Annotated in this window: 20 protein-coding genes; 18 read left to right on the top strand and 2 right to left on the bottom strand. The window is 34.8% G+C overall.

The window, feature by feature from the left end:
* Positions 1-13: 13 nt before the first annotated feature.
* From BTM29_RS10685 to BTM29_RS10650, 8 genes are all read left to right on the top strand, one after another.
* Complete coding sequence (locus tag BTM29_RS10685; protein ID WP_076617411.1) at positions 14-322, top strand: PTS sugar transporter subunit IIB; 309 nt, start codon at positions 14-16, stop codon at positions 320-322.
* A gap of 106 nt (positions 323-428) precedes the next feature.
* Positions 429-764 carry a PTS lactose/cellobiose transporter subunit IIA gene (locus BTM29_RS10680; protein ID WP_076617408.1) on the top strand — a complete coding sequence of 112 codons (336 nt, stop codon included), beginning with the start codon at positions 429-431 and terminating at the stop codon, positions 762-764.
* Between the two features lie 37 nt (positions 765-801).
* Positions 802-2,259, top strand: a complete 1,458-nt coding sequence (locus tag BTM29_RS10675; RefSeq protein ID WP_076617404.1) for a 6-phospho-beta-glucosidase — start codon at positions 802-804, stop codon at positions 2,257-2,259.
* A 16-nt stretch (positions 2,260-2,275) separates the two neighbouring features.
* Positions 2,276-3,727 carry a 6-phospho-beta-glucosidase gene (locus BTM29_RS10670; RefSeq protein ID WP_076617400.1) on the top strand — a complete coding sequence of 484 codons (1,452 nt, stop codon included), beginning with the start codon at positions 2,276-2,278 and terminating at the stop codon, positions 3,725-3,727.
* Between the two features lie 129 nt (positions 3,728-3,856).
* Complete coding sequence (locus tag BTM29_RS10665) at positions 3,857-4,630, top strand: MurR/RpiR family transcriptional regulator (protein ID WP_076617396.1); 774 nt, start codon at positions 3,857-3,859, stop codon at positions 4,628-4,630.
* A gap of 138 nt (positions 4,631-4,768) precedes the next feature.
* Positions 4,769-6,091: a PTS cellobiose transporter subunit IIC gene (celB, locus tag BTM29_RS10660; RefSeq protein ID WP_076617392.1), complete on the top strand. Its 1,323-nt coding sequence runs from the start codon at positions 4,769-4,771 to the stop codon at positions 6,089-6,091.
* 21 nt (positions 6,092-6,112) lie between these two features.
* On the top strand, positions 6,113-7,198 hold the full coding sequence (locus BTM29_RS10655) for a DUF871 domain-containing protein (protein ID WP_076617388.1): 1,086 nt from the start codon (positions 6,113-6,115) through the stop codon (positions 7,196-7,198).
* A gap of 55 nt (positions 7,199-7,253) precedes the next feature.
* Positions 7,254-8,414 carry a GNAT family N-acetyltransferase gene (locus tag BTM29_RS10650; protein ID WP_076617385.1) on the top strand — a complete coding sequence of 387 codons (1,161 nt, stop codon included), beginning with the start codon at positions 7,254-7,256 and terminating at the stop codon, positions 8,412-8,414.
* Positions 8,415-8,591: 177 nt separating this feature from the next.
* On the opposite strand, the gene BTM29_RS10645 is transcribed toward BTM29_RS10650, so the two are convergent.
* Both BTM29_RS10645 and guaD read right to left on the bottom strand, forming a co-directional pair.
* Entirely contained in the window at positions 8,592-9,935 is a 1,344-nt protein-coding gene (locus BTM29_RS10645) for a uracil-xanthine permease family protein (RefSeq protein ID WP_076617380.1), read from the bottom strand.
* Positions 9,922-11,244 (bottom strand): guanine deaminase, encoded by a 1,323-nt coding sequence (guaD, locus tag BTM29_RS10640; RefSeq protein WP_076617376.1) that lies wholly within the window; start codon positions 11,242-11,244, stop codon positions 9,922-9,924. Before guaD ends, BTM29_RS10645 begins: the two co-directional genes overlap by 14 nt.
* Before the next feature lie 265 nt (positions 11,245-11,509).
* Between guaD and BTM29_RS10635 the strand changes: the two genes are divergently transcribed.
* From BTM29_RS10635 to BTM29_RS10590, 10 genes are all read left to right on the top strand, one after another.
* Entirely contained in the window at positions 11,510-12,463 is a 954-nt protein-coding gene (locus BTM29_RS10635) for a glycosylasparaginase (protein ID WP_076618914.1), read from the top strand.
* Between the two features lie 38 nt (positions 12,464-12,501).
* The gene (locus tag BTM29_RS10630) at positions 12,502-13,218 is read left to right on the top strand and encodes a GntR family transcriptional regulator, LSA1692 subfamily (RefSeq protein WP_076617372.1); all 717 of its coding nucleotides are present in this window, start codon (positions 12,502-12,504) and stop codon (positions 13,216-13,218) included.
* 26 nt (positions 13,219-13,244) lie between these two features.
* Complete coding sequence (locus BTM29_RS10625) at positions 13,245-14,594, top strand: PTS sugar transporter subunit IIC (RefSeq protein WP_076617369.1); 1,350 nt, start codon at positions 13,245-13,247, stop codon at positions 14,592-14,594.
* Positions 14,595-14,615: 21 nt separating this feature from the next.
* Positions 14,616-15,137 carry a GrdB-related putative oxidoreductase gene (locus BTM29_RS10620; RefSeq protein WP_225972199.1) on the top strand — a complete coding sequence of 174 codons (522 nt, stop codon included), beginning with the start codon at positions 14,616-14,618 and terminating at the stop codon, positions 15,135-15,137.
* A 16-nt stretch (positions 15,138-15,153) separates the two neighbouring features.
* On the top strand, positions 15,154-16,218 hold the full coding sequence (locus tag BTM29_RS10615) for a hypothetical protein (protein WP_076617366.1): 1,065 nt from the start codon (positions 15,154-15,156) through the stop codon (positions 16,216-16,218).
* Positions 16,219-16,231: 13 nt separating this feature from the next.
* Complete coding sequence (locus tag BTM29_RS10610) at positions 16,232-17,344, top strand: M42 family metallopeptidase (protein WP_076617362.1); 1,113 nt, start codon at positions 16,232-16,234, stop codon at positions 17,342-17,344.
* Positions 17,345-17,361: 17 nt separating this feature from the next.
* Positions 17,362-18,678, top strand: a complete 1,317-nt coding sequence (locus tag BTM29_RS10605; protein WP_225972198.1) for a Sapep family Mn(2+)-dependent dipeptidase — start codon at positions 17,362-17,364, stop codon at positions 18,676-18,678.
* 297 nt (positions 18,679-18,975) lie between these two features.
* Positions 18,976-19,830 (top strand): PRD domain-containing protein, encoded by an 855-nt coding sequence (locus BTM29_RS10600; RefSeq protein ID WP_076617358.1) that lies wholly within the window; start codon positions 18,976-18,978, stop codon positions 19,828-19,830.
* A 30-nt stretch (positions 19,831-19,860) separates the two neighbouring features.
* Positions 19,861-20,214, top strand: coding sequence for a PTS lactose/cellobiose transporter subunit IIA (locus tag BTM29_RS10595; RefSeq protein WP_076617354.1), 354 nt, complete (start codon positions 19,861-19,863; stop codon positions 20,212-20,214).
* 15 nt (positions 20,215-20,229) lie between these two features.
* Entirely contained in the window at positions 20,230-21,984 is a 1,755-nt protein-coding gene (locus tag BTM29_RS10590; protein WP_076617352.1) for a lactose-specific PTS transporter subunit EIIC, read from the top strand.
* Positions 21,985-22,007: the final 23 nt, after the last annotated feature.

Raw genomic sequence — 22,007 nt, 5'->3', positions numbered from 1 at the left:
AGGAGTTTTTATCATGGCTGAAAGAACAATTATGTTATGCTGCGCCGCAGGTATGTCAACAAGTTTATTAGTTTCAAAGATGCAAAAGGCTGCTACAGCAGATGGAATAGATGCAGAAATCTTTGCTACAGCTGCTGCTGATGCAGATTCAAAGATTGAAGAAAAACATCCAGAAGTACTTATGCTTGGACCTCAAGTTAGATATCTTGAAGGACAATTCAAGGATAAGCTTTCAATTCCTGTTGAAGTAATCAACATGCAAGACTATGGAATGATGAATGGTGAAAAAGTATTCAAGAGAGCTTTGGAATTAATTGGTTAATCATTTATTCGCATAAATAGTAACAACTTAGGGGCGCTGAAAATTGCACCCCTTTTATATTCAAAAAAGTGGGAAGCGCATACAGCGCTTATGGAGGATTTTTAAAATGGCTGAAGAAGAACACGATGAACAACTACAAACAATTATGGGATTGATCATTAATGGTGGTAATGCTAAAAGCTCAGCATTTGAAGCTATCAATGCTGCTAAGAAGGGCCAATTTACCGTTGCTGATCAAAAGTTAAAGGAATCAGATGGTTTCTTAGTTGATGCACATAATGTTCAAACTGGAATGTTAACTAATGAAGCAAATGGTGATCATGCAAAAGTTACATTATTAATGGTTCACTCACAAGATCATATTATGAATGCAATTACATTTAGAGATCTTGCTGGCGAAATCGTCGACTTATATAAGAAGTTAGCCAAGGATGCTAGATAATTAATTTTTAAAAGTATTAACGATTGGAGAAACATCAATGAGTGAAGGAATTGAGATGCCAAAAGATTTTCTTTGGGGTGGCGCTGTTGCTGCTCACCAGCTTGAGGGTGGTTGGCAAGAAGGTAAAAAAGGTGTCAGTATTGCGGACGTTATGACAGCTGGATCTAATGGAGTTGCTAGAAAGGTTACTGATGGTGTAAAGGATGGAGAAATCTATCCTAATCATTGGGGTAATGATTTCTATCACATGTATCCAGAGGATATTAAGTTATTTGCCGAAATGGGATTGAAGTGTTTTAGAACTTCAATTGCTTGGACAAGAATATTCCCAAATGGTGATGAAGAAGAGCCTAATGAAGCTGGCTTAAAATTTTATGATGATATGTTTGACAAATGTTTGAAATATAATATTCAACCAGTAATCACTCTGTCTCATTTTGAAATACCTTATCACTTGGTTAAGGAATATGGCGGCTGGCGAAATCGTAAGATGATTGATTTCTTTGATCACTTTGCCGAAGTTTGTTTCAGACGTTATAAAGATAAGGTCAAGTATTGGATGACTTTCAATGAAATCAATAATCAAATTGACTTTAGAGACCCACATCCATTGTTACAAGATTCTGGTCTTGAAATGACTGATGAGGATAATTGGGAAGAAGTAATGTTGCAAGCTGCACATTATGAGTTTGTTGCTAGTGCAAAAGCAGTTCAATTAGCACATAAAATCAATCCTGAAATGCAAGTAGGATCAATGATTGCAATGTGTCCAGTATATCCACTAACATCTAAGCCACAAGATATTATGAAAGCAGAACGTGCAATGCAATATCGCTACTTTTATGGAGATGTTCAAGCACTTGGCTTTTATCCAGAATGGATGGAGAAATATCGTGACCGTAAAGGATATGATCTAGATATTACCAATGCAGATCTAGCAACTATCAAGGCCGGTACAGTAGATTATGTTGGGTTCAGCTATTACATGTCATTTACAACTAAGGCACATGATGGAGAGACTCACTTTGATTTTGATGAGCACAATGATTTGGTTTCAAATCCAACCGTTCCTAAGACAGACTGGGGTTGGCAAATAGATTCCGTTGGTCTTCGTTACGGTATGAATTGGATGACGACTCGTTGGCACAAGCCATTATTTATAGTTGAAAATGGATTTGGAGCTCATGACAAATTAGAAGCTGATAAGACTATTCATGATGATTATCGTATTTCATATTTCCATGATCATATTTTGGAAATGGAAAAAGCTGTTAAAGAAGATGGAATCGACCTTATTGGATATACACCATGGGGCTTCATCGATCTTATTTCAGCAAGCACTGGTGAAATGAAGAAACGTTATGGAATGATTTATGTCGATCAAGATGACGAAGGTAATGGTTCAAAGAATCGTTACAAGAAAGACTCATTCTATTGGTTTAAAAAAGTTATTGAATCAAATGGTAAAGATTTAGGAACAGATATTCAAAAATAATTAGGGAGGATTTTACATGTCGGAAAAAAGTGGTTTAAGAAAAGATTTCTTGTGGGGTGGTGCTGTTGCTGCCAACCAACTAGAAGGAGCTTTTGATGTTGATAACAAGGGTGTTAGTGTAAGTGACATTATGACTGCCGGTGCTTACCAACAACCTCGTGAAATCACTGATGGAATTATTCCAGGTAAAAATTACCCTAATCATGAGGCAATTGATTTTTATCACCATTATAAAGAAGATATTAAGTTGTTTGCTGAAATGGGATACAAGTGTTTTAGAACATCAATTGCTTGGACAAGAATTTTTCCAAATGGTGACGAAGATGAACCTAACGAAGCAGGATTGAAGTTTTATGATGACATGTTTGATGAATGTCTTAAATATGGAATTGAACCAGTCATCACACTATCTCATTTTGAAATGCCATATCATCTAGTTACAGAATATGGTGGATGGAGAAATCGTAAGGTTATAGATTTCTTTGTTAAATTTGCTAGAGTTTGTTTCGAACGCTATGCAGACAAAGTTAAGTATTGGATGACATTTAATGAAATAAACAATCAAACAACATTCACAAATGACTTCTCAATTGCTACTGACTCTGGTTTGATCTTTAGAAATAACGAATCAGAAGATGAACGTGAAAAGTTGATGTATCAAGCTTCACATTATGAAGTTGTTGCTAGTGCTCTAGCTGTTAAAATTGGACATAAAATTAACCCTGATTTCGTTATTGGTAACATGGTTAATTTCACACCAGTTTATCCAGCATCATCAGATCCATCAGATATCTTGTTGGCAGAAAAGGCTATGCAAAGACGTTACTGGTGGGCTGATGTTCAAGCGCTTGGAGAATATCCAGTTGGCATGGAAGCTTACTTTAAGAACCACAATTTGAGAGAAGATATTACTGAAGAAGATCGTGTAGTACTAAAAGAAGGTACTGTCGATTATGTTGGATTCAGTTATTACAACTCAATGACTGTTAAGCATAGTAAGGATAATCCAGAATTCAAATTTATTGGTGATCGTGAAACAGTTAAGAATCCTAATTTGAAATATAATGATTGGGGCTGGCCAGTTGATCCTATTGGATTGAGATATTCAATGAACTGGTTAACTGAACACTACCATAAGCCATTGATGATAGTTGAAAATGGTTTTGGTGCATACGATAAAGTTGAAAAAGATGGAAGTATTCATGATCCATATCGTGTTGATTACTTACGTGCACATATTGAACAAATGATTACAGCAGTTAATGAAGATGGAATTGACTTAATGGGATACACTCCATGGGGTTGTATTGATCTTGTTTCTGCTGGAACAGGACAAATGTCTAAGAGATATGGCTTCATTTACGTTGATAAAGACGATGAAGGAAATGGAACACTTGCTCGTTCCAAGAAAGATTCATTCTATTGGTATCAAAAAGTTATCCGTACAAACGGGGCTGATATTAAATAAGACTGAATAACTAAGGACTGGGACTTTGTTCCAGTCCTTTATTTTATATAATAAGTAACATGTTACGTGTTATAAAAAACATGTTTCGTATAAATGATATAGACCAATTTCAAAAAGAAGGTGAGATTCATGTTTCCATATCAGAAAATTCACGAGTTAAATCGACTGGAATTGATTGTGTATAAATACATCGTTAGTCATTTAAAAGAAGTTGAAGATATGACCATTCGAGATCTTGCAACCGAGGCACATGTATCAACTACGACTGTGTTAAGATTTCTAAAAAAAATGGATTATAGTGGATTCTCAGAATTTAAATACGCACTAAAACAAAGTCAAAAAACTCCAGCAAAGAAATTCACCGACAGTAGTGTTGAACCCATCAAGAACTTCTTTGATGTTATTACACACGAAGGGGTATTTTCGGATAAGATCAATCAGGCGGCACAAATGATCAATGCAGCTGATTTAGTATTATTTTTCGGTGTAGGTAATAGTGGTCGAACGGCTGATTATGGTGCAAGTGTTTTATCTAGTTATGGTATATATTCACTTCCCATAAATGATCCGTTTCAACCAGAGCCGTTTTCAGATCGAGATTTTAGTAAGACGCTTTTGGTGATAGTATCTGTTTCAGGCGAAACACAACAGGCGTTACAACAGGCCAAATACTACAAGGAGCACGGTGCTTCAACGATTGCAATCACGGCTAACTCATATTCAACCTTGAATCAAGTGGTTGATTTCTCGTTGTCTTACGATATACCCCAAGTAAGAAAGGGCCATATCAACGTTACAACACAAGTTCCAGTGGTTTATATACTAGAACAGATATCAAGTTGTGCATATCATAAGATGGTAGACCAACCACAAAATATATTTAAGGAACATGTTACAGATTAGTAACGTGTTTTTTTTTACGTAAAAAGCTCCCAATATACTAATTTATCAACATTTTTTGATGAAAAGGGTTACAATGGTTCTTGTAAGCGGATTCGGGTGTTTCTGCTTAGTAACAAAAAAATTTGAGGGGGCTTTAACATGGCTGACAACAAGAAGGGCAGTTTTGTTCAAGATAAGCTAGTTCCACTAGCTGGCAAACTTGCTTCGTCACGTCATTTGATTGCATTGCGTGATGGTATGACATTGGCTGTTCCAATGATTATCATTGGTTCAATCTTCATGATCATTGCACAATTTCCAATTCAAGGATATCTAGACTTTATGGCTAGTGTATTCGGTAAGAACTGGGCAACCGTTTTACAATATCCAACCAACGCATCGTTCCATATTATGGGACTTATCGCCGTTGTAGGTATATCTTTTAACTTGGCTAAGAGTTATAAGGTAGATCCAATCTCTGCTGCAATTGTTTCGTTAGGTGCATTTATCTTAACAATTCCATTGAAGACAGACAAAGCTGGTGCATTGTGGTTACCATTAACACAATTAGATTCAGCTGGTTTATTTACAGCTATTATTGTTGGATTATTCATTACTGATTTCTATGTATGGATGATTCATAAGAACTGGACAATTAAGATGCCTGATACAGTGCCACCTGCAGTAAGTAACTCATTTGCTGCTTTATTCCCAGGATTAATTGTTTTGTTCGTTGTTTGGATAGTACGTTTAGGCGTTGAAGCAACACCTATGCAAAGTATTCCAAATATTATTAGTTACTTCTTGGCCGCACCACTAGGCACATTGAGTAATACATTACCTGGTGCTTTAGTTGCTGAATTCCTTGTTTCATTCCTATGGTTATTCGGTATTCACGGTGCCAACGTTGTTTCAGGTGTTATGATGCCTATCTGGCTAACAGCTTTGCAACAAAACCAAGCTGCTTTAGCAGCTGGTAAAGCACTACCAAACATTGTTACAACATCATTCTTTGATTTGTTTGTTCACATGGGTGGTTCTGGTGCTACACTTGGTTTGGCAATGCTTCTAGCATTTGCTTCTAAGAGTAAGGAATTAAAGACTTTAGGTAAGTTGGTTGCAGGTCCTGCAATATTCAACATTAATGAACCTATCGTCTTCGGATTACCTATTGTTATGAACTACAAGATGGCTATTCCATTTATTTTGACACCACTTGCTAATGTAGTTACAACATATATTGGTATGGCAACAAACTTGGTTGCTAAACCAATGGGAGTTTATCTACCATGGACAACTCCACCAATTATTTCTGGATTCATTGCTACTGGTCATATTTCTGGTTCAGTTATGCAAATTATCAATATCGTTATTGACTTTGCAATTTACTATTACTTCTTTAAGAAGATGGATAGAGCAAAGCTCAAGGAAGAACTTGGCGATGTTAAGATTGCTGGACAAGATAATACAGTTAAGGCATAAAAAAATTTCGGAGGTCATGTTTTGAGAAGACTAGGATTATCTCTATATCCTGAACATTCAACTTTGGATGAGGATAAAAAGTATCTTGATACTGCAAGTAAATTAGGTTATTCACGTATTTTTGTTTCATTACTTGAATTAGGTGATGATAAGGAAAAGACGATTGCTAGATTTAAAGAAACAATTGCTTATGCAAACGAATTAGGATTTGCGACAATTGTCGATATGAATCCTAGATTGTTTACTAAGTTAGGTATCAGTTATGACAATCTTTCGTTTTTCCAAGATATTGGTGCTGCTGGACTTCGTTTAGATGAAGGCTTCACTGGTATGGAAGAAGCTAAAATGACTCATAATCCTTATGGATTGAAGATTGAAATCAATATGAGTTCAGGTACACATTACTTGGATAACATTATGGCATATCAACCTAATACTAATAATTTATTAGGTTGTCACAATTTCTATCCACAAAGATACACTGGATTGGGCGAAGAATTCTTTACTAAATGGTCAACATTATTCAAGAATAATAATATTCATTCTGCTGCATTTGTGAGTTCACATAAAGCAACGTTTGGACCATGGCCAGTGCAAGATGGTTTACCAACTTTGGAAGATGATCGTGATTTACCAATTGCAACACAAGTTAAACATCTAGTTTTAACTGGAATGGTTGACGATGTTATTATTGGTAACACATATGCATCTGATGAAGAATTGGAACAAGCTTCAAAGGCATTCTTCTCACCACTACCTGTGTTGAAAGTCGATTTATCTCAAAATATTACTGACATTGAAAAAGAAGTTATTTTGAAATCTACACACGTGTATCGTGGTGATGCTTCAGATTATTTACTAAGAAGCACAATGACACGTGTAATATATCGTGATAAAGATTTCCCCGCTCATGATACTGAAAATATTAAACGTGGAGACATCATCATTGTTAATGATCAATATGGTCAATATAAAGGTGAAACACAAATTGCTTTGCGTGATATCAAAAATGATGGACGTAGAAACATTGTTGGACACTTAAATCATGAAGAAGCGTTTTTATTGAGTTATATTGGTACATGGAGTAGTTTTAAATTAGCAGAATAAAAAAATAAAGATACTATTCTCAATTGAATAGTGTCTTTTTTATAGGAGTGGGAAAATGACAAATTATCGCTTAGAAAAAAACGATTTTGAGAAATTTTACGAGTTGTATCTTTATTCCTTCAATCGACCTGATAATGAACAAAAGAAAAATGCTTTAAGTGATAGATTTGATCATTCATTAGCGTATGGGATTATGAATGGTGATAAATTAGGTAGTGGATTGCTTAGTATTCCATTCACAGTAAACTTTCATGGTGTGACTTATCATATGAATGGTATTGGTGATGTAATGAGTGCTCCAGAATTTGCCGGTAGAGGTGGAGCAGGTACATTATTGAATCAGGCATTGACGGATATGTACAATGAAAATGTTACATTGTCTTATTTGGCACCATTCTCGTTTAAGTATTACAGAAAGTTTGGTTATGAACAGGTATTTAACCATGTGATTACCGATATACCAAGTTCCAAATGGCCACGTATCAAGTCACCAAACTCAGGACACATCAAACGAGTGAGATTGAACGAAGTTCCCAAGTCCGCCAGGATACTTTATAATAATCACAATATTCTTGGAGGAGTTATCCGTGAGGATTGGTGGTGGGATCACATGGCCTATAAGCATTCTGATTGGTTCGCCGCACTTTATTACAACGATACCGATGAGTTAGATGGATATTTATTCTATTCAAACGAAAATGATAATTTGATAATTCAAGAATGGGTAACTAATGATCCCAATAGTTATAAAGCATTGGCTAACTTTATTGTTAAACACCAATCTATGTTCAACAACTTTATATATGAGTCACCTGATTCTGAAGTGAAAACTGATTTGTTAGATGAGCCATATGTTGCCAAGGTTTCAACAATTCCATATATGTCAGCAAGAATTGTTAACTTAAAGAGCTTTATCAAAAAATATCCATTTATCAAACATAATCTGGATCCAGTAATTATTGATGTTAGTGATACGTTAGAGTGGAATAATCAGACTTGGTCGTTATCTATTAAGAACGGTAATGTTAAATTTGAAAAGACTAGTGAACCTAGTAGTGTGAAGTTGGATATTCAAACTTTAACAAAAGCTATGTTTGGCATTAGATCACTTAATTCATTGGCACATTATGGATATGTTCAAGGTTCTACAGTATCTATTGATACATTGAGCAAAATACTTGTGACTGAGAAACCGCAACTTAGAGATTATTTCTAAATTTAATATCAAAATGGTGCTGTGACATAATTCTTTTCTACTCAAATTTGTAGTGAAAATGTGCGCCAATACACAATTTTCTCAATATAAGCATAAAAAAATGATATTTACTTTGCGTAAATACCATTTTTTTGTGCTTATAAACGAAAATTAAACATGTTTTGGAACACTCTTTTTTTAGGCAGCATCAGAAGTTAAAGTTTTAACTTTTGGCATTAATAGATTCAAAACAATCGCTGCAATAGCGGCGGCTGCAATTGGTGAGCCTAATAAATATTGTAAAATTTGAGGTGCTTGTTTTGTAACACTTGCTGGAAGTAAGACTAGTGCAAGTGTAAGAATTATTGGTAAGCCAATAATATAGATATCTCTATCAGTAGTATTCAGTGCACGGATAACATTTAATCCATTCAACATAATAGTTACACAGATAATGGCAAAGACTCCACCAATAACTGGTGCTGGAATAGCAGCTAGAAAGGCTGATAGCTTACTGAAGAAACCAAGAATCGTGAACCAAATTCCTGCGAATAAGAATACACGTTTACTTGCAACTCCTGTGATGGAAATAACACCAGCGTTTGTAGAATAACCTGTGACAGGTGTTGTACCAAGTAGGGCAGCAACTAAACAACTGAATCCTTCACCAATGATTCCCATATTCCACTGTTTTTTACTAATTTCGTGATTTGTAACAGCACCCATGGCAAACCAAGTACCAGTTGTTTCAGTAGTGATAACGGCATAGATGATGATGAAGGTGATGATGGCTGATGGTGAAAATGAAATTCCATAATTGAAAGCAGTTCCTGAAGGAAGACTGAACCATGCAGCATCAGCAACGGTTTTCCAATTAAATAATCCCATAAGACTTGAAACAATCGTTCCTACTGCAAGAGCCAAAATAATTGATCCGGTTCTAAAAATTCTACGAACCTTAGGGAATCTCATACTTATTCCGACTGAAATCAGAAGAGTTAGTGCAGTGATTGAAGCAAGTATAATATTATTATTAATATTTCCGGATGCTTCAAAAATATTGTCATTAAGTGCAGATGGTATCAATGAAAGACCCACACATGTGATTATTGTGCCACCAACTAAGGCAGGTACTAATTTACTAATAATCTTCTGGAAAACACCAGTAGCTCCAAGGATAATCAGAATTATTGCACCGATTAATAAGGATCCAATAAGTGTTGCCATACCATTTCCTTTGATACCACCTGATGCTAAGACAACACCAGCAGCCGCACCAAGCGGTACGAATGAAGGACCTTGTGATACGGGCATTTTCATGAAGACATATGTTTGTAAAATAGTTCCAATACCAGCGGCCAAAAATGTGGATTGTAATAAACTCATTTGGTCTCCAATTCCCATAGCCATCATACCAGCTAGGATAATTGGTGGAACGTAAATATCCATTGCTAAAACATGTTGCAAGCCTAAGAACCCGGCTTCACCAAATCCAACCTTATCGTCAGGTCCAATCAATAAACTACTTTTATTTTCTTCCATGATGCTCTCCTCGATTGATTACTTGTTTTCCAGAAACATAAACTTCGTTAATTTCTGATTTTGTCGTGTGATAGATTAATCTTTCAAAAACATCCTGTGGTTCATTAGACATTGAGTTGAAGTATTGATCAGTGACAATTTGAAAGTCAGCTTTATATCCAACGGATATCTGTCCAGTTTTAATATGAAGAGCTTTTGCTCCTCCAATTGTTGCAAGATAAAAGGCATTTGTGGCAGAGATTCTTGAATCACTATGACTATTATCTTGTAACATTTGTGAAGACATAACAGATTGTTGAATATTTCGATAGATGCTTGGGGAGAAACCTCCGGATATATCAGTACCCATTCCCATGTTGATATTTTTTTCATGAATATGTTTAACAGGTAATACAGAATTACCAAAGTAAACATTTGAAATAGGGCAATGAGCAATGGCGGTATTTCTTTGTTTGAATAATTCCAAATCTGAATCATTCAGTTGAGTTGCATGTGCCATAATTGATTTACTAGTTAATAAATGGAATTTATCTAAAACTTGCGTATCTCTTAAATTGAAACGTTCAATTGCATAATGATCTTCCCAAATACTTTCACTACAGTGTGATTGAATAGGGAGGTCATATTTTTTTGCTAAATTACCTAGTCCAGCAAGTGTTTCGTCTGTACAGCTGGGAACAAATCTAGGTGTAATTACAGGGGTTAATTCTGCACCTGTTTTCTTTTGTTTGTCTAATAGCCGATTTATAAATAGTTCGGTTTGCTCCAATGATTCTTTTGAAGATGAATCACGATAATACTCTGGAGTTTGTGTGGGATTGTCCATTGCAACTTTCCCAATGAAGGCACGTTGACCAGCTTCAGCACAAATATCAGCTAAGACCAAATTTGCGTCTGTATGAATTGATCCAAAGTATAAAACAGTCGTTGTTCCATTTTCTAAAAGTTCATTTACTAAACCTGTATAGTTTTCTTTAGCAAAATTCAAATCTTTGTATTTTACTTCAAGTGGGAAAGTATATTTTTGCAACCACTCATCTAGTGGTTTGTCCAAGGCAAGACCAGCTTGAGGCCATTGTGGTGCATGGACATGTAAATCTATGAATCCGGGCAAGAGATAACTGCCTTTTGGTATAGGATGAAGAATATTTAGATTTTCAGCAGTTTGCTTGACCGATTTATAATCCGGTTCATCAACAGATATTATGCGATCAATCAAACCTGATTGATCAATACAAGTGAGAACTTTGGGTGAAAAATCCGCCTTGTCAAACGATACTGAAGAAAAAATAGCTCCTTCAAAAACAATTTGATAGGTGATAATCTAACACTTCCTTATTTTTTTGTTGTAATTAGATTAACATGAATGATTTATTAAATAAAGCTAAAAAAGTTCGGAAATAGGTATTTTTACAAAAAATTATGGATATTAATTTTATTAGATTAAAAAAAATCTTAAATAATACTTGATTGTATATACAATAGTGAATATACTTTGTTTGAAATCGATTGCATAAATAATATTGGTATATACAATTTGATTTCAATAAATTTTGAATATGAGGTGATAAATGATGACGTTTGCTATGATCGGAACTTGGAGAATGGCATATGAAGGTTTAAGTAAGGGTATGGAATTAATGAAGAATGGTGGAAATAGTAGTGATGCTGTTGAAACCGCCATTAAGGAAGTCGAGGATTATCCGTTTTTTAAATCTGTTGGATATGGTGGCCTCCCCAATGCGAATGGTTTGGTAGAGATGGATTCAGCATTTATGGATGGTGATACTTTTGCAGTTGGTGCTGTCGCAGGCATCAGTGATATCAAGAACCCCATTTCAGTTTCACGTAAGTTAAGTAAAGAACATTTCAATAGCTTTTTGGTCGGGTCAGGTGCATCTGAGTATGCAGTATTGAATGGATTTGAGCGTAAAAGCATGTTGACAGCCCGAGCTAAAAAGATTTGGGAAAAACGTAAACGTGAGATTGCACAAGAGAATTTGAGTCCATATGATGGTCACGATACTGTGGGGATGATCAGCCTAGATCCTAAATGCTCAATGGCAGTGGGGACTTCAACATCTGGATTATTTATGAAAAAACCCGGTCGGACCGGGGATTCTGCACTTGTAGGTGACGGATTTTATTGTGATAGCGAGATAGGTGGTGCTGCAGCTACTGGTCTTGGTGAGGATATCATGAAGGGATGTTTGTGTTATGAGATTGTTCGACTAATGGGAACAGGACTCACTCCTCAAGCTGCTTGTGATAAAGCCGTTTATCCATTTATAGATAAATTAAAGAAGAGATATGGAAAAGTGGGAGAATTTTCATTAGTTGCATTGAATAACAAAGGTGAATGGGGAGTTGCCACCAATGTGGAATTCACATTTGCAGCTGGTGATAATAAAAATGCTCCTAAAATTATGATGGCAAATCCTGGTGAAGATGGGACCACTGTAATTGAACCTATTACAAAGAAATGGCTTGATGCGTACGAATTGAGAATTAAAGCACCGATTGATTAGAAAATATAATATTAATAAATTGAGGGAATAGTAGTTTTATGCAAAATTATTTATATATAGAAATAGCAAACCAAATCAAAAAGGATATTGATAATAGAATTTATAGCTCACATCAAAAATTACCTTCAGAAATAGATCTTGCAGATCAATTTAGTACCAGTCGTTTAACTGTACGTAAAGCGATAGAGACTTTAGAAAAAGAACAAGTGGTTGTTAAAGAGAGAAATAAAGGAACATATGTTTTGGCTGATAATCAAAAAATTTCAAGTGGAAGTGCGGGATTATCAGGATTTACAGAAGTTGCTAAAAAATTGAATTTAAAAGTAAACACGAAAGTATTAAGTTTTGAAATAATTTCGAATTATCCAAAAGAAATCGGAAGGGGGCTACAACTAAAGGAAGATGAGATGGTCTTTAGAATTGAAAGATTGAGACTTATCGATTCCAATCCAATGACTCTTGAAAATTTATATTTAAGGGAAACATTGTTACCTACATTGAATGAAAAACAGGCCTCTGAATCTTTATATAACCTCATAGAATTGAGTAATTCTATTGGATATGCAAGCCAAGAGTTGGAGGCTATCCAGCTTAGCGCAGAAGTAAGTAAAAAATTGGAAGTTGAAGATAAGTTGCCAGCGTTTTTGGCACATACGATTACTTATTCCGTAGATGGATATCCAATATTGTATGATAATTCGTACTATCGTTCAGATAAATATACATTTCATAATATTTTATATAGAAAGAATTAAATAGTCCCATTTTAGGAGGATGAGATATGTTTAATAAATTAGAAAAAGTTTTAATGCCAGCTGCAACAAAATTGGGTAGTAACAGAATCTTAATTGCCATTCGTGATGGTTTCTTAATAACCACGCCATTGATTATCGTTGCATCTATTTTTCTTTTAATTGCTAATTTTCCTATTCCAGGTTGGTCAGAATTTTGGGCAAATTATTTTGGAAATGGTTGGGAAAGCTGGTTTACTAATGTATCCAGAGCAGTATTTAATACTGTCGGATTTTTTACTTGCTTTAGTACTGCATATGCCTATGCAAGACAAATCAAATCGGATGCCATTCAAGCAGCTGCATCAGCTCTTGTAGCATTTTTAATTCTTACACCTACAAAGATGATTGTTGATGGTTTGAAGGAACCCGTTGATGGTGTTTTGGATATGGAATATCTTGGTACAAATGGAATTTTTTTAGGTTTAATAGTCGCATTTATTGCCGTTATTATTTATGATTTTGTCTACAAAAGAGGATGGACAATTAAGATGCCTGATGGAGTTCCTCCAGCCGTAGCACAATCTTTTGAAGCTTTGATTCCAAGTGCATTTGTTATTATGGTATTTTTCTTTATTCGTATTTTATTTGGAATGACAGGTTTCGAAACATTACATAATTTTATATATCAAATTTTACAAGTACCACTTAAAGGAGCCGGAAATACCTTAATGGCTCAAATTATTTATGGTTTTGCATGTACAATCTTTTGGTTTTTCGGAATCAATGGACCGGCTGTAGCTAACTCAGTATTTGCTCCAATTACAAAAGTTTTAACAATGGAAAATCTTGATGCATTTCAGAATGGACATAAATTACCAAATATATTTACCGATCCATTTTCTAATTTCTTTACAAATTTTGGTGGCGGAGGAAGTACATTATCATTAGTCATTGTAATGTTGCTAGTTTGTAAATCGGAGCGAATTAAACAATTGGGGAAATTAGCAATAGTACCGGGTTTCTTCGGAATTAATGAACCAATAATATTTGGTCTACCCATAGTTTTGAATCCGATTTTGCTTGTTCCATTTAATTTGGTTCCGTTAATTAATCTATTACTTTCTACCCTAGTTACAAAAATAGGCATTATTCCATATACCAATGGTGTTGCTTTACCATGGACAACACCCATAGGATTCTCGGGATATCTATCTACAGGAAGCCTTTGGGCATCTGTTTATCAAATACTTTTACTTATTTTGGGATGCCTAATTTACTATCCATTTATCAAGACATTAGATAAGCAATATCTTAAGGAAGAACATGATGCCAAAATGGAAAAAGTTGAAAATATTTCATTTGATGATTTAACAAATGATGATCTTAATTTTATTTAAAAATATATAGGTGTGGTGAAAATGATGGAAATATTAATTGTTTTAGACCAAATCCAAGCCGGTCTTGGTGGTACGGAACATGGTGATTTGCCGTTAGGTGGGAAAAAGATTGCTCTAGGTGCTGCTGATATGTTTGATAAATATCTTAATAAAGATGAAAAAATAACAACTACGCTATTTTGTGGTGATGAGTACTATATGAAAAATAAAAATGAAGTTAGTCTTAAGTTAGCAGCTATGATCAATAAGCTGAAGCCAGATGCCGTTATTTGTGGACCAGCATTTCATTACGTTGAGTATGCAGAAATGTGTGCTCAGACTGGAGCAATTGTTTCTGAAAAAACAAATATTCCTGTGGTTGCGGCCATGTCCAAAGAGTGTTCAGATGTAATCAAAGAATATAGTAACAAGGTTGATATTGTAAAAATGCCACGGAAAGGTGGAACGGGTCTAAGTGAATCATTACAAGATATTATTGATGTTTGTCGTAAAAAGGTAAATGGTGACGATTTAAATGAATTTAAAGAAATAAAAATCTATTAATTTGGGGACTTTAAAAATGTTATCTAATGAGTCAATTAATTTATTTGAAGAAATTTCAAGTGTTCATGGAGTTGCTGGTAACGAGCGATTAGTATCAGAAATGCTTAGAAAATATTATGAGGAATTATCTGATGATATTATTTATGATAATCTTGGTTCTATTTATGCGGTAAAGAAGAGTAAAAACGTCAATGCCAAAAGAGTTATGGTATCTGGCCATATGGATGAAATTGGATTTATAATTAATAAGTTCTATGATAATGGACTTATTGGAGCGCTAATGCTTGGAAATATACCAAAGAATTCATTACTTGGCGCAAGTGTTGAAGCATTTAATGAAAAAAGGCATGTTTTTCCTGGAACAATATTATCTATAAGAGAAGATGAGACAGTCTTAGATGAAAAGAATAATTTGATTATTGATCTAGGGTTTATGGATAAAAATCAATCAGAGACAAATCTTCAAATCGGGGATACAATATCTTTCTCATCTGAATTTATTAGAACAAGTTCTGGGACTATCATGTGTAGGAATATCAATGGGAGATATGCTCCAGTTATTGGAATCGAATTACTGAGGGCTTTAGATAATATAGAATTACCATTCGATTTGTATGTTGGATGTACAGTTCAAGAACAAGTTGGACTTCGTGGAATCCAAACAGCGACGAATAAGGTTTCTCCTGATTTAGCAATTATTTTGGAATCAAATAAATCTTTTGATTATCAATTGAACTCAGAAGATAAAATAGGAATTCTTGGTGGCGGACTATTGTTAACTTATTATGCCAAGACCGTTCTTCCTAATAGGTTACTTATTAGTGAATTAAAAAAACTATGTGATAATAATGAAATTAAATATCAGTATTATTATTCACTTGAAGATTCAGAGGCTGGTTGGGTGAACAAGTTACGTACAGGATGTCCATCACTTTTTATAAATATTCCTGTAAGAAATTTTAATACTCCAAAATCCGTGATTTCTGAAGAAGATTTCGGTTCAGCCAGGGAAGCTTTAATTAAATTTATCGAACAGCTTGATAATAATAAAATTGAGTTATTTAAATCAGAGAATCGATAGGTTGGTGCTAAATATGAGTAATGAAGCAATTGATCTTGAATTACTACGAAATCTCAGTGAAGCAGATGGTATTGGTGGAAGAGAACGGGAAGTAAGTCGAATAGTTCATAGCTATGCTCAACCCTATGTTGATAATATTTATTACGATAATTTAGGGTCGATAATTTTAAAACAAAACGGTATAAACAAGAATGGTCCAAAAGTTATGTTATCCGCACATATGGATGAAGTGGGGTTTGAAGTAAGGCAGATAACGGAACAAGGATTTCTAAAATTGCTTCCAATTGGAGGCTGGTGGGGGCATGTTATGCCTGCTCAAGAAATGACGGTCACAACCAATGATAATAAAAAATATATTGGTGTTATAGGCAGTCGTGCTCCACATGGATTATCAGACGAAGTAAAAAATAAAGTTATGAAACCTATGTCCATGTTCCTTGATATGGGCGTTGATAATAAATTTGAAATAGAACAAATGGGAATTGAAATTGGCAATATGATTACACCAAATATAAAAGTTCGACAAATGAATAATCCTAATTATCTGTTAGGAAAAGCATGGGATGATCGTTTTAGTTTAGGAGCAGAATTGGAAGTGATGAAACGAACTTCTGTGATGGATCATGAGGCCACGCTGTATTTTACGGGTTCTACTCAAGAGGAAGTCGGTATTAGGGGAGCTCGTTCTGCGGTTCATAAAATTAAACCAGATCTAGCTATTGCAATGGATGTTACCACTGCGCAAGATACGCCATTAGACGATAGAAATGTCGATAATCTTGGTAAGGGGGTAGTTTTGGCAGTTTTGGATTCCTTGACTATTGCCAATAAGGGATTACTGTATCGTATGAAACGATTGGCTACAGAACAAAAATTAGATATTCGATATGATTTCATGACTGTTGGTGGAACTGATGCATGTAATATTCATAAGGCGATGGATGGTATTCCGACTATGACAGTGTCAATGCCAACGAGATATATGCATTCACCTAGATTAATGGTTAATTTGGATGACTATAAGCAAACGATTACATTGTTAACTGAATTTTGTAAAACTTTATCTGAAAAAGATGTATCCTTATTTAAGGAGACTACTAGAGAAGCTTTAGTAGATAAGTACTAAGGGGTAGAAAATTTAATATGGAAATGAATGAAGTTAGACCTGATTTTCAAGAATTATTTGATGAACATAAAAGTGAATTTCTAGAATATTTAGATGGATTGATTAAGATTCCTAGTGTAAACGGAAATAAGACCTTTAAGGCACCATTTGGTATTGGTCCAAAAAATGCTTTGGATTATATGTTGAATCTATCTGAAAAACTAGGATTTAGAACTGGTAGTGTATCTGATTGTGTCGGTTGGGCTGAATATGGTCCAGAGAATGCTGAAGAATATTTTGGTGTATTGGGACATACAGACGTGGTCGATGTTGAGGATGATTGGTCTTATCCGCCATTCAAATTGACTAAGGTTGATAATATGATGTACGGACGTGGTGTATTAGATAATAAGGGACCATTAATGTCGACATTATTTGCATTATATTTAATCAAGCTTCAAGGAATTAAGTTAAATAAGCGAGTACGTATTATGTTTGGTACGGATGAGGAGTCTGGTAGTCGTGATATCCCTTATTATTTAAATGAACAAAAACCTCCTTATGCCGGATATACACCAGATTGTAAATTTCCCATTGTTTATGGGGAACGTGGTTTAGTTGATTTGACGATTTCACAAGATATATCAGATGGATCAATCGATCAGATTGAATCTATATCAGGTCAATTTGATCGTAGCTATATTCCAGATTATGCTAAATTCAAACTTAGTGATGGGACTTGGAAGGAATTTACTGGTAAAAAGGCACCAAGCAACGCTCCTGATATGGCGGATAATGTGTTACCAAAGATTGCTGATAATTGGGTAGGTTTAGCAGGTCAAACTGGAGATTTCTTCATGTGGTTATCGGCCAAAATCTCTAAGCAAACAGATGGTAAGAATCTGGGATTAGATTTTGCGGATGAAGAATCTGGTAGTTTGCAACTGTCACTATATAAAATTGAAAAAAAGAACAACAAATTGTCGTTTAACATTTCAATGCGTTATCCTATTTCAATCACTGAAGATAAAGTATTAAGTCAACTGAAATCTCAATTGAAGGATGGGATGTCAATTACGGTTAATCGTAGTTTCCAATCCAAGCTTAGTGAGAAGAATCAAGAATATATCAAGCAATTCTCCAATATATATGAAGAGGATACTGGACTCGATGGAACTCCTGTTACGACAACTGGTGCTACATATGCTAGAGCATTACCCAATATTGTTGCATTTGGTCCTTCATTTCCGGGCCAAAAAGGAATCGCTCATAAAGGCGATGAATGGCTTCAATTCAGTGATTGGCAGATGATGATGGAGATTTATTATGACTGTTTTATTACTGAGTTATGCTAAACAAATAGAAAGAATTCAATTGTAACCGTTTACAAAAGGGATGGTTTGTCCTATACTAGGAGCTGTTGAAAGAAATGAATAGCTCTAGTGAATTGTTACTATTAAATTAGGCGAGATCACTTTGCACTTCGATTTATCGAAATGCTGGTGGTCTCTTTTTTTATGAGACGGTGAGTTGTTACTATTAAATTAGGCGAGATCACTTGGTGTCATGGTTGTTTGAATTATTACCATGTTACCAGTGGTCTCTTTTTTGTGCAGAGAATGCACATATAAAAAAGGGAGGGGGAAATAAAAGTGGTAAATATATTACAAGTTTTTAATAACAACAGCGTTTTAGCTGATATAGGAGATCATCGCCAAGCTATCATCAAAGGTAATGGAATTGCTTTTAACAAACATAAGGGTTCAAAAGTTAACACAGATAAAATCGAAAAAATATTTTATCTGAATACCAAAGGATCACAAGAGAATTTATATTTTCTATTGAAGGATATTCCAATAGATATTGTTACAACTACTTACGAAATTATTGATTATGGTAATAAGAAGTTTGATTATAGCGTTTTAGATTATGCGTACATTACATTGAGTGACCACATATTAGAATCAACGAAACGATTTAACAAAGGAACATATAAGGAAAACCTAATTCCTGACATGGAGGCTCAATATCCCACAGAGTATGCAATTGCTAGGTATGCGTTGGAAGTAATACAAAATAATCTTGGAATTAAATTTCCAATATCAGAAATCAGAGCACTAGCACTTCACTTCATTAATTCTAAAGGTGAAGAACCTGAAGAAGGACAGTTGAAACAAGATGAAAGCCAAGATATTAACGACATAGTCAAAAAGATACTTAGTGATAATAAAATATTTAGGTTAGGTTCCAATGGGAATTACTTCGATAGATTCATGATTCACCTGCAATACTTAGCCGGCCGGCTAGATAAGCCTGATGATGGTGACGATGTCTTGAGTCCAAAATTTGAAAAGGAAATGCAGGAGTCATATCCAGAATCATTCGAGATTGCAAAACAAATCTATGATGAACTACAAGAAAGATTGGGAAACAAATTAGGAAGTAATGAGCTATTGTACTTTGTTATTCATATTCAAAGATTAATTCAAGAAGATACGAAAGATTAAAAATGAAAATAATCAGGGAGATGTAGTTTTATGACAGTTACAAAAGAAGATATATCAATGACAGGATTCGCTATTGTTGCGTATGCAGGAGATGCTAAATCAGCTTTGATCAATGCCTTGAATAAAGCAAAAGAGGGGCAAATAGACGAAGCAAAGAAGTTAGTTGAATCTGCTAACGAATCCATTGTCGATGCTCATAATGAACAAACAAAACTACTTGCTAATGAAGCAGGCGGGATGGACATGGACGTTACTTTTATCATGGTTCATGGTCAAGATACATTAATGACTACGATGATGCTCAAAGATGAAGTTGAATTCTTTATTGATGAGTATGAAAGAATTAATAAAATTGAAGAAAAGTTAGATATAAAAAATAATTAAAAAGGAGATGTGATCATGGATGTTTTAACGTCTAAGATTGAAAAAATGAGACCGGTATTTGAAAAATTTGCCGCCAACATTTATGTTTCTGCTATTCGTGATGGGTTTATTGCTGCAATGCCTATCATCTTGTTCTCGTCATTATTCTTATTAGTAACGTACTTACCAAATGCTTGGGGCTTTTATTGGCCATCAAATATCGAAAGTAATTTACTTATTGCTTATAACTATTCGATGGGTCTACTAGCATTGTTTGTTACTGCTACAACTGCTAAGAACCTTACTGATGCAAAGAATCTTGATTTACCAAAGACAAATCAGATGAATTCCGTTTCAATTATTATGGCTTCTGAAATTGCCTTTATCATTTGTGCTATTGTTCAAAACAAAGGTGGCGCTGATCTTACATACATGGGTACACAAGGACTTATTGCATCATATCTTGTAGGTTTAATTGTTCCTAATATATATTATGTTTGTATTAAAAATAATGTAACTATCAAGATGCCTCCACAGGTACCACAGAATATCTCTCAGACTTTTAAAGATGTTATTCCTATGGCTCTATCAGTTACAGCTTTCTGGGCATTTTCACTCTTACTCATGAGTACAACTGGTAAGAACTTGCCAGAATTGATCGTTGCACTTTTAGCACCTGTCTTTTCAGCTAGTGATTCATACATTGGTCTTGCAATTATTGCCGGTGCTATGGCTTTCTTCTGGTTCGTAGGTGTTCAAGGACCATCAATTGTTGCCCCAGCCGTTGCAGCTATTGAAATTACAAATACTGAAGCTAACTTGAAGTTATTCCAAGCTGGCCAACAAGCCACACATATTCTTGCTCAAAACACACAAGATTATGTTATGAACATGGGTGGTACAGGATCAACCTTTGTTCTTGGATTTATGTTCTTATTACTTGCCAGATCAAAACAACTGAAAGCTATTGGTAAAGCTTCATTTATTCCAGTTGCATTCTCAGTTAACGAACCAATTTTGTTTGGTGCTCCAATTATTATGAACCCTGTATTCTTTATTCCATTTATCCTTACACCAATGGTTAATATTTGTTTGTACAAGTTCTTTATTGTCACACTGGGTATGAACGGTATGATGTACGTTATGCCTTGGGTCATTCCAGCACCAATTGGTATTTTAATAAGTACTGGATTTGCTCCATTATCATTTGTATTCGTATTATTGAGTTTAGTAATCGATGTCTTCATCTGGTTCCCATTCATGAGAGTTTACGATGGTCAAATGCTTGAAGAAGAAGCAAAGAAAGCTAAAGAAGTAGGTTTGAATCTTGATTCTGATGAAGAAAATGCTATTGATGATGATAATGATTCTGATGTAGAAGTTTCAGCTGATGGAACGGTCATGGCTACAGCAAGTTCTGGAGCTAGTGCCACAGTAGAAAAAGTTGATGATGCAGCATCAATAAATGCTGGATTTACAAAAGAAACTGCAGTTATGGTTATATGTGCCGGTGGTGGAACGTCTGGTATTTTAGCCAATGCTTTGAATAAAATTGCTAAAGATCGTGATTTACCATTATCCGCTGCTGCACGTGCTTATGGTCAAGATATGAATATGATTCAAGATATGGATTTGGTCATTTTAGCTCCACAAATGGATAGTATGAAAGGAAATGTTAAGAAAATAACTGATAAGTATGGTGCTAAATTAGCCACAACGTCAGGTAAGGAATACATTGCTTTAACACGAGATCCTGATATGGCCTTGAAGTTTGTAAAAGAACATATATAGTTAATTAGTGAAAACGCTTTACT

This window comes from Companilactobacillus allii, from assembly GCF_001971585.1.
Lineage (GTDB): Bacteria > Bacillota > Bacilli > Lactobacillales > Lactobacillaceae > Companilactobacillus > Companilactobacillus allii.
The sequence above is the reverse complement of the archived record's forward strand: the minus strand, read 5'-3'. Positions and strand labels throughout refer to the sequence as shown.

Excerpts from the sequence above, each read along its gene's own strand:
- BTM29_RS10685 (WP_076617411.1), top strand. The coding sequence starts at position 14 with ATGGCTGAAAGAACAATTATGTTATGCTGCGCCGCAGGTATGTCAACA.
- BTM29_RS10680 (WP_076617408.1), top strand. The coding sequence starts at position 429 with ATGGCTGAAGAAGAACACGATGAACAACTACAAACAATTATGGGATTG.
- BTM29_RS10675 (WP_076617404.1), top strand. The coding sequence starts at position 802 with ATGAGTGAAGGAATTGAGATGCCAAAAGATTTTCTTTGGGGTGGCGCT.
- BTM29_RS10670 (WP_076617400.1), top strand. The coding sequence starts at position 2,276 with ATGTCGGAAAAAAGTGGTTTAAGAAAAGATTTCTTGTGGGGTGGTGCT.
- BTM29_RS10665 (WP_076617396.1), top strand. The coding sequence starts at position 3,857 with ATGTTTCCATATCAGAAAATTCACGAGTTAAATCGACTGGAATTGATT.
- celB (WP_076617392.1), top strand. The coding sequence starts at position 4,769 with ATGGCTGACAACAAGAAGGGCAGTTTTGTTCAAGATAAGCTAGTTCCA.
- BTM29_RS10650 (WP_076617385.1), top strand. The coding sequence starts at position 7,254 with ATGACAAATTATCGCTTAGAAAAAAACGATTTTGAGAAATTTTACGAG.
- BTM29_RS10645 (WP_076617380.1), bottom strand. The coding sequence starts at position 9,935 with ATGGAAGAAAATAAAAGTAGTTTATTGATTGGACCTGACGATAAGGTT.
- BTM29_RS10635 (WP_076618914.1), top strand. The coding sequence starts at position 11,510 with ATGACGTTTGCTATGATCGGAACTTGGAGAATGGCATATGAAGGTTTA.
- BTM29_RS10630 (WP_076617372.1), top strand. The coding sequence starts at position 12,502 with ATGCAAAATTATTTATATATAGAAATAGCAAACCAAATCAAAAAGGAT.
- BTM29_RS10625 (WP_076617369.1), top strand. The coding sequence starts at position 13,245 with ATGTTTAATAAATTAGAAAAAGTTTTAATGCCAGCTGCAACAAAATTG.
- BTM29_RS10620 (WP_225972199.1), top strand. The coding sequence starts at position 14,616 with ATGATGGAAATATTAATTGTTTTAGACCAAATCCAAGCCGGTCTTGGT.
- BTM29_RS10615 (WP_076617366.1), top strand. The coding sequence starts at position 15,154 with ATGTTATCTAATGAGTCAATTAATTTATTTGAAGAAATTTCAAGTGTT.
- BTM29_RS10610 (WP_076617362.1), top strand. The coding sequence starts at position 16,232 with ATGAGTAATGAAGCAATTGATCTTGAATTACTACGAAATCTCAGTGAA.
- BTM29_RS10605 (WP_225972198.1), top strand. The coding sequence starts at position 17,362 with ATGGAAATGAATGAAGTTAGACCTGATTTTCAAGAATTATTTGATGAA.
- BTM29_RS10595 (WP_076617354.1), top strand. The coding sequence starts at position 19,861 with ATGACAGTTACAAAAGAAGATATATCAATGACAGGATTCGCTATTGTT.
- BTM29_RS10590 (WP_076617352.1), top strand. The coding sequence starts at position 20,230 with ATGGATGTTTTAACGTCTAAGATTGAAAAAATGAGACCGGTATTTGAA.